Genomic DNA, 12,284 nt, shown 5'->3' on the forward strand with positions numbered 1-12,284 from the left:
CTAACCTTGCGTGCGGGCGGTCCTTGGCGTAGGGCCGTCCATGAACTTCGGTGACGGTACATCGTCGTCGCGGCGGGTGCGGCGCTCCGACCACCCGGGCCCGGACGCCTGGCGGGTCGGGGTCGTGGGTGGGCGCCGCGGCGCGGGGCCTGCGCGGCCGGGATCAGCGCGGCCGCGTGCCCACCACGAGCACCGCGAGGGTGGCGAGGGCGACCGTCGCCAGCACGCCCGCGCTGGCCCCACCATAGGCGATGAGCATCTCGGCCCGGGAGGGCTCGAGGCTCGCACCGCGGGTGAGCAGCATGCTCGCCGCCGCCACGATCCCGCCGACGACGCCGACCAGCGCCAGCAGCGCCGCGGCGGTCCGGGTCGGGCCGGCCTCCGCGGTGGGGCCGGCGACCGCCTGCGCGAGCAGCGCCCACGCGGCGACCACCAGGACGGCGGCGACGACGTCGGAGGCCCGGTGCCACCCGTCGGCCATCGTGGCCAGCCCGGTGGCGCCCGTGTAGGCCGCGCCGAGCAGGGCGACCAGCCACCGTGAGCTCGACGGCGCCACGAGCAGCATGGCGGCGGCGACCGAGCCCGCGACCGTCGTGTGCCCGCTCGGAAGGGTGTTCTCCTGGTACCCCTGCGTCACGCCCAGGTCCGGCCGGGTGAGGACCTGGTACTTCAGGAGCTGGGTGGTGACGTTCATCGCCCCGACCATCGCGCCCACGCCGAGCGCCTGCCGCCAGCGCCGCCGCAGCGCGGCGACCACGGTCGTCACGACGATCACCAGCAACAGGAAGGGCACCGAGACGACGTCGAGGATCGCCTGGGTGTACTCCGCCACCCGGCCCCGGCCGATGCGCGAGCCGATGTAGGCCACCTCGTCCACGTGCTGGCCCGGCACGGTGGTCACGAAGAACCACCACACCGCCAGCACCCCCGCGCCGGCGAGCGCCGCGAGCGCCGCGCCGGCGATCCGCCGCCGCGTGACCGGGCGGGCCTGCGGGGTCCGGGTCTGCGTCTGGGTCACCGGGCCACGATAGGCATCGCGGGGCCGACCAGGCACGGCCAGGGCCCGGCGCCTCAGGCGGGCCGCGGCGGCCCGATTCGCACGCTGACGCCCGTGCTGAAGTGGGCCAGCGGCCGGCCGGCGGGGCGGGCCAGGCCGGCCGCCTCGAAGAGGTCCCCGGCGTCCGCGCGGGCGGTGGCGGTCCGTAGCGGCCAGGGCTCGTGCTCGACGGGCACGCGCCAGAGCAGCCCGGCGCGGCGGGTGAAGGCCGACCACCGGCCCGTGAGGTAGTCCTCGAACGGGCCCGGCTGGAACGGGGCGCCGATGATGACGGCGGCCCGCATCCGCGCGCCGTCGGCCCGGCGGCGGCTGCGGTAGGCCGCGCGGCCGGGCTCGGAGCGCATCTCCACGCTCGCCCAGCGGTACGGCGCGCCGATGGTCCGCAGCGCCCCGACGACCGGGATCCGCGGGCAGTCGAGGGAGAAGAACCACAGCCCTGTCGTGCCGTCGGCGGTACGGACGTACGTGCGGAGGTTCACCTCGGGGAAGGTCGACAGGTGCGGCACGGCGGGCAGCCCGGGCGCGCGCACGTCGCGCATGAGGAACGGGGTGACGCCCACCCAGGCCTGCCCGTCGTACGTGTCCACCCACAGGCCGGGCGGCAGCAGCCGCTGCACCTGCGCCGGCGGCGCCGGCCAGTGCAGGAAGGTCAGGTCCTCCCAGCGCTGCAGGCTGACGGCGACCGCGACGTCCTGGTCCGGCACCCGCCCGGTCATGACGAGGCCCCGGGAGTCAGAAGACCGGCTTGCCGCCGGTCACCCCGAGCACCGTGCCCGAGACGTAGCTGGCCTCGTCGCTGGCGAGGTACACGAACGCCGTCGCGACCTCGACGGGCTGGCCCGCCCGGCCGAGCGGCGTGTTCCCGCCGAACTCCTCGACCTTCTCCTCGGGCATGGTCGCCGGGATCAGCGGGGTCCAGATGGGACCGGGGGCGACCGCGTTGACGCGGATGCCGCGCGGCCCGAGCTGGGCGGCGAGGTTGACGGTCAGGTTGTTCAGGGCCGCCTTGGTGGCGGCGTAGTCCAGCAGCGGCTCCGAGGGCTCGAAGGCCTGGATGGAGGTGGTGTTGATGACGGCCGACCCCGGGCCGAGGTGCGCCACGGCGGCCTTGGTGAGCCAGAAGGTCGCGAAGACGTTGGTCGCGAAGGTCCGCTCGATCTGCTCGCCCGGGAAGTCCTCCAGCGACGGGTGCGTCATCTGGTAGGCCGCGTTGTTGACGAGCACGTCGAGCCCGCCCAGCCCCTCGAGCGCCTTGTCCACGAGCTCGATGTTGGCCTGCTCGGTGCGCTGGTCGGTGGGCAGCAGCACGCAGGTGCGGCCGGCGGCCTCCACCTGCTTCCTGGTCTCCTCGGCGTCGGGCTGCTCCTGGGGCAGGTAGGCGATGGCGACGTCGGCGCCCTCCTTGGCGAAGGTGATGGCGACGGCCCGGCCGATGCCGGAGTCGCCGCCGGTGATCAGGGCCCGCTTGCCCACCAGCCGCTCCCGGCCGGTGTAGCTGGTCTCGCCGTGGTCGGGTGTCGGGGTCAGCTCCTCGGTGGAGCCGGGCCACTCCTGCTGCTGCGCGGGGATGTTCGGTGCGTCCTGAGTCATGTCGCTCATGGTGGGTGCTGGCCCCGGGCGGCGCATCCGGAGGTCTCAGGGCGCCGGGTGGAGCAGCCCGTCCACCAGCAGGTCGCGCGCGGCGGGCAGGACCTCGGCGGCGACGTCCTCGGCGGGCACGCCGAGCAGCCCGGCAAGGCCGGCGACGATCTGGCCGAGCGTCAGCTCGCCGTCGCAGGCCCCGACGGCACCGGCGACCACGGAGCCGGGGCGCACCACGCGGCCCAGCCCGCCGCCCTGGCGCAGCTGCAGCACCTGGGGGTCGGCGGCGCCCGGCGTGAGGTACCGCTCCTCGGTGACGTCGGGGGCGACGACCAGCCGGTGGTCCCCGAGGGCGGCGGGCGTCCCCGGCTCGTCCGCGCCGGGGACGCCCAGCCCCGCGAGCCAGTCGCGGGTGGCGAGCACCTGGGCGACGTGCGGCCCGAGCGGCTGCCGCACCGGCCCGGTGACCTCCTCCACCCGCCGCCACGGGGCGCGCCCGGCGGGCGGCCGGTGGAGCACGACGTACCCGAGGCCCACGCCGTCGACGCCGCGGGCCTCGAAGTCGGCGAGCCAGGCGGCGTAGGCGGCCTCGTAGGTGGCCCGGTCGCGCTCGGGCCGCAGCCCGCCGTCCCGCAGCCACAGCTCGGCGTACTCGGCCGGGTCCAGCACCTCCCGCTGGATCACCCAGCCGTCCAGGCCGGAGCGGTCCAGCCAGCCGAGCACCCGCTCGTCCCACCCCTCGCCGGCGTGGTGCTCCCAGTTGCCCAGCATCTGCGCGACGCCGCCCGGCGCGAGGTGCGCGCCGACGCCGGCCACCAGGTCGCGCACCAGCACGTCCCCGCCGCGGGCGGCGTCGCGGTACTCCATCACCGGCAGCCCGGCCTCGTACGCGGCGGGCGGCGTGATGACGAACGGCGGGTTCGACACCACCAGGTCGAAGGTCTCCCCGGCGACCGGCTCCAGCAGCGACCCGCCCCGCAGGTCCAGCCGCTCCCCCGCCAGCGCCGCGTTGAAGGCCGCGAACCGCAGCGCCCTCTCCGAGACGTCGGTCGCGACCACCTGCTCGCTGTGACGGGCGGCGTGCAGGGCCTGCACGCCGCACCCGGTGCCGAGGTCCAGGGCGCGCCGGCGCGGGTCGCGCACGGTGAGCTGCGCGAGGGTCAGCGACGCCCCGCCGACACCGAGCACGTGGTCGGGGCGCAGGGGGACGCCGGTGGTGGCCTCGCCAGGGTCGGAGGCGAGCCACCACTCGGCCGCGCCGGCGGCGTCCGCGGCGGCGTAGGGGCGCAGGTCGACGGCGGCCCGCACGGCGTCGTCGGCGCCCGCGCCGGCCGCCGTCGCCAGCCCGGCGCGGACGGCGCCCGAGGCGCCGAGGCCCGGGAGGGCGGCGTCGAGCTCGGCGCGGGTGACGTCGTCGCCGAGCATGAACAGCCGGGCGAGCGTGGCGGCGGGTTGGCGGCGGGCGCGGGCGAGGCGCAGCGCGGGCACGCGCTGCTCGCGGTGGAGGGCGGCGGCGGCGACGTCGTCGAGCAGCTCGGCCACGCCGGCCACCGTGAAGCCTGCGCCCGCGAGGTCGGCCCGCAGGGCGGCGAGCTCGGCGTCGGTGCCGGACGGCGGGGCGGGGCTGGGGTCCATGCGGGCGAGCCTACGGGCCCGCCTCAGGCGCCGGCCGGACCGCCGGCGACCGGCTCGTCGTCGGGCACCGGCGGCTCGTCGGTGACCTTCACGCCGCGGGTGCGCAGGTGGGCGTCGAGGTTGTACCCGGCCAGGCGCCAGCCGCCGGACGTGGCGACCAGGCGCGTCACGGCGGCGTTGCGCACGCCGTCCTCGCGGGCGGCGCGGAGCACCTGGGCCTCGTCCATGCCCTCGCAGACGTACCGGAACAGCATGACCACCACGTCGTGGCAGGTGATCAGCACGCGCCGGTCGCGGTCCTGCCGCTCGAGGTCGGCGATCACCGACCGCACCCGCAGGGCGACGTCCGCCCACGACTCCCCGCCGAGCGGGCGGTGGTAGAACTTCCCGAGCCACTCGCGGCGGCGGGCCTCGTCCGGGTAGCGGGCCTGCACGCCGGCCGCGGTCAGCGCGTCCGTGATGCCGAGGTCGCGGTCCCGCAGGCGCTCGTCGAGACGGACCGGCACGTCCAGACCCGCGGCCGCGAGCGCGGTGCGGGCCGTCTCGGCGGCGCGGCGGTACGGCGAGGACCACACAGCGTCGGGCCGGCGCTCCGCCGGCAGCTCCCGCAGCCACGCGCCGAGCGCCCGGGCCTGCGCGAGCCCCGTCCCCGACAGCCCCACGTCGGGGTCGCGGTGGGGCACGTCGATGACCTCCGCGCCGGCGGACTCGGCGCGCGCCGCGGCGACGTTCGCCGTGCTCTCGCCGTGCCGCACGAGCAGCAGCTCCGTGGCGCCCATGGGCCCGAACCTAAGGGCGCCGGCCACGCCCCGCCAGGGCTGCCCCGGCCTGCGGCGCGCAGGCCGGGCCCGGGGCCTGCCGGCGCGGGCCGGGCCGAGCGGCCCGTCAGGTCACCGCGAGCCGGCCCGCCTCGGTTCCTCCACGTCGGTGCGAGCCGGGGTCGTGCGCTCCCTGTCCGTCTGCGCGGGCTCATGCTCCTCCCGCGGGCGGGGGCGCGAGTCCCCGAGGTCCTCCCCGAGGTCCTCCCGGGCCGCCCGGCGCAGGGACACGAGCACCGCGAGCCCCGCGACGGCCGCCGCGACCAGGGCGATGCCGATGCGCACCGCGTGGTTGGTGTCCGCCGGCACGGTGAGCTGCACCACCGCCGGGGCGATGAGCAGCGACACCAGGTTCATCACCTTGATCAGCGGGTTGATCGCCGGCCCGGCGGTGTCCTTGAACGGGTCGCCGACGGTGTCACCGATGACCGTGGCGGCGTGCGCCTCGGAGCCCTTGCCGCCGAAGTGGCCGTCCTCGACGATCTTCTTCGCGTTGTCCCACGCCCCGCCGGAGTTGGCGAGGAAGACGGCCATGAGCACGCCGGCCCCGATGGCGCCGGCGAGGAAGCCCGCCAGCGGCCCGACGCCGAGTCCGAAGCCGACGGCGATCGGCGCGGACGCGGCGAGCAGCCCGGGGGTGGCGAGCTCGCGCAGGGAGTCGCGGGTGCAGATGTCCACGACCTTGCCGTACTCGGGCCGGGTCTGGCCGGTCATGATCCCGGGGTGCTCGCGGAACTGGCGGCGCACCTCGAACACGATCGCGCCGGCGGCGCGGGTGACCGCGTCGATGGCGAGCCCGGAGAAGAGGAAGACCGTCGCGCCGCCGAGGATCACGCCCACCAGGGTGACCGGGGAGATGACGTCGTAGCTCATCATCGCGCCGACCACGCCGCCGGCGAGCTCGGTGCCCGCGTCGGAGAACTCCGCCATCGCCTGGCGCACCGCGTCGGCGTAGGAGCCGAACAGCGCCGTGGCGGCCAGCACGGCCGTGGCGATCGCGATGCCCTTGGTCACGGCCTTGGTGGTGTTGCCGACCGCGTCGAGGTCGGTGAGGACCTGCGCCCCGGCCTCGTCGACGTCGCCGGACATCTCGGCGATTCCCTGCGCGTTGTCGCTGACCGGGCCGAAGGTGTCCATGGCCACGATGACGCCGACGGTGGTGAGCAGGCCGCAGCCGGCCAGGGCCACCAGGAACAGCGCGAGGGTGATGGAGCCGCCGGAGAGCAGGAAGACGGCGCAGATCGCCGCGGCGATGATGCCGGCGGTGAAGACGGCGGAGCGGAAGCCCACCCCGATGCCCGAGAGCACCACGGTCGCGGCGCCGGTGCGCGAGGTCGCCGCGACGTGCCGGGTGGGGCGGGAGGTGGTGCCGGTGAAGTACCCGGTCAGCCACAGGATCACCCCGGCGAGCAGGACGCCGGTGAGCACCGCGAGGGAGACGATCAGCCGCGGGTCGCCGTCGTGCCCGGCGAGCTCCTCGGCCACGCCGTCGACGGCGGCGAAGCTGCCCGGCAGGTAGACGTACGCGGCGGCGGCGGCGAGGACGACGCCGGCCAGCGCGGAGACGTAGAAGCCGCGGTTGATGGCCCGCAGCCCGGACTCGCTGCCGCGCACCCGGGTGATGAACACGCCCAGCACGGCCACGAGCGCGCCGACCGCCGTCACGATGAGCGGCAGCACCATGCCCTGCTCGCCGAGGGCGGCGGTGCCGAGGATGAGGGAGGCGACGAGCATGACCGCGTAGGACTCGAACAGGTCCGCGGCCATGCCGGCGCAGTCGCCGACGTTGTCGCCCACGTTGTCCGCGATGGTGGCCGCGTTGCGGGGGTCGTCCTCGGGGATGCCCTGCTCGACCTTGCCGACCAGGTCCGCCCCGACGTCGGCGGCCTTGGTGAAGATGCCGCCGCCGACGCGCATGAACATCGCCAGCAGCGCGGCGCCGAAGCCGAAGCCCTCCAGCACGGCCGGCGCCTCGGCGCGGTAGACGAGCACCACCGCGGCCGCGCCCAGCAGGCCCAGGCCGACGACGGACATGCCGACGACGCCGCCGGTGCGGAAGGCGATCTGGGCGCCCTCGGCCCGCCCGCCGGCCCGGGCCGCCGCGGCCGCCACGCGCACGTTCGCGCGGGTCGCCAGCGACATCCCGAGATAGCCGATGGAGGCGGAGAAACCGGCGCCGAAGAGGAAGGCGACGGCGCGGCCGATCTTGACGTCCATCTCGGCCGGCAGCAGGAACAGCAGCGCGAAGACCACGACCGCGAAGACCGCCAGGGTGCGGAACTGGCGGTTGAGGTAGGCGGAGGCCCCCTCCTGGACCGCCCGGGCTATCTCCTGCATCCGTGGCGTGCCCTCGTCCGCGGCGAGCACCTGCCGGCGCAGCACCACCGCGATGACGAGTGCGACCACCGCGATGCCCGCGATGACCCCGACGATGACGAGGCTAGAGGCTCCGATCTCCAGCATCCGCCCTCCTTAGGCAGTGCGGTGCCAGGGCTCCCTCGCCCGGGCGTCAGTGGTGCGGAGCCTACCCCGACGGCACGGCGAAATGTGACCAACGTGACAGGCGAGGCTGAGGGGATCCCCGGCGACGTCGGCGCCATGCCGCACACTTGTACGGTGCCCACCACCGCCCTCGACCTCGTGGAGCTGTTGCGCACCGCCGGCGCGCGCGACGGCCGGCTGGTGCACCTCGAGCAGATCCCGGCCCGGCCGGGCGTGACGGCGGACTGGCCCGCGTGGGCCGACGTCGACGTCGTCGCGGGCTACCGGCGCCTGGGCGTGGCCGCGCCGTGGACGCACCAGGTCGCCGCCGCCGAGGCGGCCTGGCAGGGCCGGCACACCGTGATCGCCACGGGCACCGGGTCGGGCAAGTCCCTGGCCGCCTGGCTGCCCGTCCTCTCCGCCGTCCGCGAGGGCGCCGCGCAGGCCGCGAGCCCGGCCGCGGGGCGCATCGGCGCCTACACCCGCCGGCCGACGACGCTGTACCTCTCCCCCACCAAGGCGCTGGCCGCGGACCAGCTCGTCGGGCTGCAGAAGCTCCTGGGCGCCGCGGGGCTGCGCGGGGTGCGGGTGAGCACCTGCGACGGCGACACCCCGCTGAGCGAGCGGGACTGGGCCCGGGACCACGCGGACGTGGTGCTGTCCAACCCCGACTTCCTGCACTTCTCCCTCCTGCCCAACCACCGGCGCTGGCAGCGGCTGCTGCGCGGGCTGCGCTACGTCGTCGTCGACGAGTGCCACGCCTACCGCGGCGTGCTGGGCGCCCACGTGGCGCTGGTGCTGCGCCGGCTGCTGCGCCTGGCCGAGTACTACGGCGCCGCCCCGACCGTCGTCTGCGCCTCCGCCACCACCGCCGAGCCGGCCCTGACGGCCTCGCGGCTGGTGGGGGTGCCCGCGGAGGACGTCGTCGCCGTCACGGAGGACGCCGCCCCCGCCGGGCGGCGCAGCATCGCGCTGTGGCAGCCGGCGCTGTCGCAGGGGTGGGCCGCCGCCTGGCCCGGGCAGGGCGTGGACCTGCTCGCCGGCGGCGCCGAGGACGAGCCGCTGGAGGAGGGCCCGCGGCGCAGCGCCACCGCCGAGGCGGCCGACCTGCTGGCGGACCTGGTGTCGGCCGGGGCCCGGAGCCTGGTGTTCGTCCGGTCCCGGTACGGCGCCGAGGTCATCGCCGAGCAGACGCGGCGGCACCTGCGCGAGGTCGACCCGGCGCTCGCGGCGCGGGTGGCCGCCTACCGCGGGGGCTACCTGCCCGAGGAGCGGCGGGCGCTGGAGCGGGCGCTGCGCGACGGCGAGCTGCTGGCGCTGGCCACCACCAACGCCCTCGAGCTCGGCGTGGACGTGGCCGGGCTGGACGCCGTCGTCATCGCCGGCTGGCCGGGCACCCGGGTCTCGCTGTGGCAGCAGGCCGGGCGGGCGGGGCGGGCCGGCGCCGACGGGGTCGCGGTCCTGGTGGCCAGCGAGGACCCGCTCGACGGGTTCCTGGTGCACCATCCCGAGGCCATCTTCGGCGCCGGGGTCGAGGCCACCACGTTCGACCCCGCCAACCCCTACGTCCTCGCCCCGCACCTGTGCGCGGCCGCCTCCGAGCTGCCGCTGACCGGCGAGGACCTGCCCCGCTTCGGCCTGCCGGACGCGTCCCTGCCCGACGCCCTCGTGGCCGACGGGCTGCTGCGTCGCCGCCCCACGGGGTGGTTCTGGAACTTCGCCCTCCCCCAGCGGGCGCAGGACCTCACCGACCTGCGCGGCGGCCAGGACCGCCCGGTGCAGGTCGTGGAGCTCGGCACCGGGTCGGTGCTCGGCACGGTCGACGGCGCCCGCGCCGACGCCACCGTGCACCCGGGCGCGGTGTACCTGCACCAGGGCCGCACCTTCGTCGTCGACGCCCTGGAGGACGAGGTGGCGCTGGTGCACGAGGACACCGAGCTGGCCCACCGCACCAAGGCCCGCTCGACGTCGTCGGTGCGCATCCTGACCACCCGCGAGCGGCAGCTGTGGCGGGCCGGCGGCACCGAGATCGCCTGGTCCTTCGGGGACGTGGAGGTGACCAGCCAGGTCACCGGTTACGACAAGCGGCGCCTGCCGGGCATGGACATCGTCGGCTCCTACCCGCTGGAGATGCCCGAGCGGGTGCTGCCCACGACGTCGGTGTGGTGGACCCTGAGCGCGGAGGCGTGCGAGGCGGCCGGGGTGGGCAAGGACGCCCTGCCCGGGGCGCTGCACGCGGCGGAGCACGCCTCGATCGGGCTGCTGCCGCTGCTGGCCACCTGCGACCGGTGGGACATCGGCGGCCTGTCGACGGCGGTGCACCCGCAGACCGGGCAGCCGACGGTGTTCGTGCACGACGGGTACCCCGGCGGGGCCGGGTTCGCCGAGCGCGGGTTCCGGGCGGCCCGGCAGTGGCTGCGGGCGACCCTCGACGCCATCACGTCGTGCTCCTGCCAGGACGGCTGCCCCAGCTGCGTGCAGTCGCCCAAGTGCGGCAACGGCAACGCCCCGCTCGACAAGCGCGGGGCGGTCCGGCTGCTGCGGCTGCTGCTCTCCGCCCGCTGACGGCCGGCGGGCCGGTCACGTGGGCGGGGGCGTGGGCGGGCCGGTCGCGCAGGCGGGGGCGTGGGCGGGCCGGTCGCGCAGGCGGCCCGGTCGCCGTACGCGGCCCCTGCCCGCGAACGTGCGCCTCTCGCCGGGGTGAGGTCCGCCACGATCGGGCCGCCGGACCACGGTCCGGGCCTCCGGCCGCCCTAGCATCGGAAAGCAGTCGAGGTGGGGAGGTCGCATGCGGGGAACCCGCACGCTGGTGCTCGGTGCAGCCCTGCTGCTGGCCGGTTGCGCGACCGCACCGGCCGACGAGGCTGCTACGCGCGCGCCGCAGACCTCCACGGCCGCGGCGAGCCCGAGCCCGAGCGCAAGCCCGGATCGGAGCACCGCGAGCCCGGCCGGCCGGCCGGGGACCCGGCCCGAGGACGTCCGGCCCGAGGACGTCGAGGTGACGGTGACGGACGCCGGGGCCGTCCAGGACGAGGTCGCCGCGCTGGCCCACACCCGCCTGCACAACCCCTCGGACGTCGTCGCCGGAGTTTCGCTCGTCGTCACGGGGCTGGACGCCGCGGGAGACACCGTCGCGACCGAGCACAACCGCACGGTCCTCCAGCCGGGGGCCACGGCCGGGCTCGTCACCCTCCTCGGCGTGCCCGAGGGCGTCCGGGTGTCCACCGCCCGCGCCGAGGTGACCGTGCAGACCGTCTCCGCGCCCGCCGACCCGCCGGAGTCCGTCACGGCGGAGGACCTCACCCTCACCTACCAGCGCAGCCGGCGGTTCGTCACCGGCATCGACAACCACGTCTCCGGCCGGCTCGTCTCCACCGTGCCCGAGCGGCTGGAGTACGTGCGCCTCCACGCGATCTGCTCCGACGACGCCGGCACGGTCGTCGCCGCCGGCACGACGGCGGCGTCCGAGCCGGTCTCGCCGGACGAGCCGGTGCCGTTCGACATCGCCCTCGTCGGCGGGCCCGCCGCCTCCTGCGAGATCACCGCGACGCCGCAGTAGCGTCGCCGCGAGATGTCATCTTCTCCGTCAGATGTCATGACATGTGACGGAGAAGATGACATCTCGCGATGGGAGTGGGAGGTCCGGCGTCAGGCGGGGCCGGCCCGCGCGGACGCCCGCGCCACCAGCACGCCGTCGACCTGCCCGAGCACGGTCACCCGCGCGGAGACGTCCACCACGGCGCCGGCCACCCGGCAGCCCGCCGGCTCGGCGCCGTTGGCGCGAACCACGCCGGCCGCGAGCGCGCACGGCTCGCCGCGCGCCCCGGCGGGGTCATGCAGGGCCTGGGCCGCCGCGAGCGCCCCCAGGTCGGCCGCCGTCTGCGCCGTCCCGCGGGCGTGGACGGCGCGCGCCAGGCCCACGACGGCGAAGGTCAGCACGACCAGCACGCAGATGAGGCCCAGCGCGAGCACGGTGCCGGAACCGCGGTCGGCCCGTGGCCGGGCGGCGCCGCTCATGACGGCTCCGGCACGGCGCGTGCCGTGGCGCCGGCGCGCAGGTCCAGCACCGCCAGCGGGCCCGGCAGCTCCCTGCGCACCTCGACGACGACGAACCCGCCGTCCTCCCCCACCCGCACCCACGCCTCCGCGCCGGCGAGGCGGGTGGCGGTGGCCCTGACCGCCTCGGCCGGCTCGCCCAGCGCCGCGGCGCGGGCGCCGGCGCGGGCGGCGTCCGCCACCCGCACCTGGGTGAGCGCCGCGCTGGCCGCGGTGAGCAGCATCAGAAGCACCAGCACCACCCCGGGCAGGGCGATCGCCAGCTCGGCCGTCACCCCGCCCCGCGCGGCGCCGTCCGGGCCGAACCTCCCGCGCCGGCCGCCTCCCCGGCTGGCCGGACGACCGCCCGCCGGCGGGCGGGGGCGCGTGCCCCCACCCGCCGGCAGACCCTGCGTGCCGGTCATCCCAGTCCGAGCGCCGAGCGGATGAGGCTCGAGACGAGCTCGCGCACCCAGTCGCTCTTGAAGATGCTCAGCAGCACCCCGGCCAGGGACGCGGCGGCCACCGTGCCCACCGCGTACTCCGCCGTCGCCATGCCCGCGTCGGCGGGCAGCCGGCCCACCCGGGCGCGCACCGCGCCCCAGCCTCGCCGTACCGTCCTCATCCGCGTCTCCTTCCACCGCGGGCCGGCCCCGTGCCGGCCCGGGACCAGGTTG

The 12,284-nt window shown here is 76.7% G+C and carries 11 protein-coding genes; 2 read left to right on the plus strand and 9 right to left on the minus strand.

The window, feature by feature from the left end; all coding sequences use genetic code 11:
- Positions 1 to 163 precede the first annotated feature (163 nt).
- From ACF0H8_RS20725 to ACF0H8_RS20750, 6 genes are all read right to left on the minus strand, one after another.
- Positions 164 to 1,018, minus strand: a complete 855-nt coding sequence (locus tag ACF0H8_RS20725; RefSeq protein ID WP_395290730.1) for a phosphatase PAP2 family protein — start codon at positions 1,016 to 1,018, stop codon at positions 164 to 166.
- Between the two features lie 53 nt (positions 1,019 to 1,071).
- Entirely contained in the window at positions 1,072 to 1,761 is a 690-nt protein-coding gene (locus ACF0H8_RS20730; protein ID WP_395290731.1) for a YqjF family protein, read from the minus strand.
- A 28-nt stretch (positions 1,762 to 1,789) separates the two neighbouring features.
- Positions 1,790 to 2,647: an SDR family oxidoreductase gene (locus tag ACF0H8_RS20735; RefSeq protein WP_395290732.1), complete on the minus strand. Its 858-nt coding sequence runs from the start codon at positions 2,645 to 2,647 to the stop codon at positions 1,790 to 1,792.
- 45 nt (positions 2,648 to 2,692) lie between these two features.
- Positions 2,693 to 4,273: a methyltransferase gene (locus tag ACF0H8_RS20740; RefSeq protein WP_395290733.1), complete on the minus strand. Its 1,581-nt coding sequence runs from the start codon at positions 4,271 to 4,273 to the stop codon at positions 2,693 to 2,695.
- A 23-nt stretch (positions 4,274 to 4,296) separates the two neighbouring features.
- The gene (locus ACF0H8_RS20745; RefSeq protein ID WP_395290734.1) at positions 4,297 to 5,052 is read right to left on the minus strand and encodes a histidine phosphatase family protein; all 756 of its coding nucleotides are present in this window, start codon (positions 5,050 to 5,052) and stop codon (positions 4,297 to 4,299) included.
- Between the two features lie 111 nt (positions 5,053 to 5,163).
- The gene (locus ACF0H8_RS20750) at positions 5,164 to 7,554 is read right to left on the minus strand and encodes a sodium-translocating pyrophosphatase (RefSeq protein WP_395290735.1); all 2,391 of its coding nucleotides are present in this window, start codon (positions 7,552 to 7,554) and stop codon (positions 5,164 to 5,166) included.
- 135 nt (positions 7,555 to 7,689) lie between these two features.
- Between ACF0H8_RS20750 and ACF0H8_RS20755 the strand changes: the two genes are divergently transcribed.
- Positions 7,690 to 10,137, plus strand: coding sequence for a DEAD/DEAH box helicase (locus ACF0H8_RS20755; RefSeq protein ID WP_395290943.1), 2,448 nt, complete (start codon positions 7,690 to 7,692; stop codon positions 10,135 to 10,137).
- Positions 10,138 to 10,360: 223 nt separating this feature from the next.
- Positions 10,361 to 11,131 (plus strand): hypothetical protein, encoded by a 771-nt coding sequence (locus ACF0H8_RS20760; RefSeq protein ID WP_395290736.1) that lies wholly within the window; start codon positions 10,361 to 10,363, stop codon positions 11,129 to 11,131.
- Between the two features lie 89 nt (positions 11,132 to 11,220).
- On the opposite strand, the gene ACF0H8_RS20765 is transcribed toward ACF0H8_RS20760, so the two are convergent.
- From ACF0H8_RS20765 to ACF0H8_RS20775, 3 genes are all read right to left on the minus strand, one after another.
- On the minus strand, positions 11,221 to 11,589 hold the full coding sequence (locus ACF0H8_RS20765) for an Rv3654c family TadE-like protein (RefSeq protein ID WP_395290737.1): 369 nt from the start codon (positions 11,587 to 11,589) through the stop codon (positions 11,221 to 11,223).
- Complete coding sequence (locus tag ACF0H8_RS20770; RefSeq protein WP_395290738.1) at positions 11,586 to 11,903, minus strand: TadE family type IV pilus minor pilin; 318 nt, start codon at positions 11,901 to 11,903, stop codon at positions 11,586 to 11,588. The genes ACF0H8_RS20765 and ACF0H8_RS20770 overlap by 4 nt, the downstream gene beginning before the upstream one ends.
- A 125-nt stretch (positions 11,904 to 12,028) precedes the next feature.
- Positions 12,029 to 12,232: a DUF4244 domain-containing protein gene (locus tag ACF0H8_RS20775; protein WP_395290739.1), complete on the minus strand. Its 204-nt coding sequence runs from the start codon at positions 12,230 to 12,232 to the stop codon at positions 12,029 to 12,031.
- Between the last annotated feature and the right edge of the window lie 52 nt (positions 12,233 to 12,284).

Origin of the sequence: Georgenia sp. AZ-5, from assembly GCF_043952095.1 — a bacterium.
Classification (GTDB): Bacteria; Actinomycetota; Actinomycetes; order Actinomycetales; family Actinomycetaceae; genus Georgenia.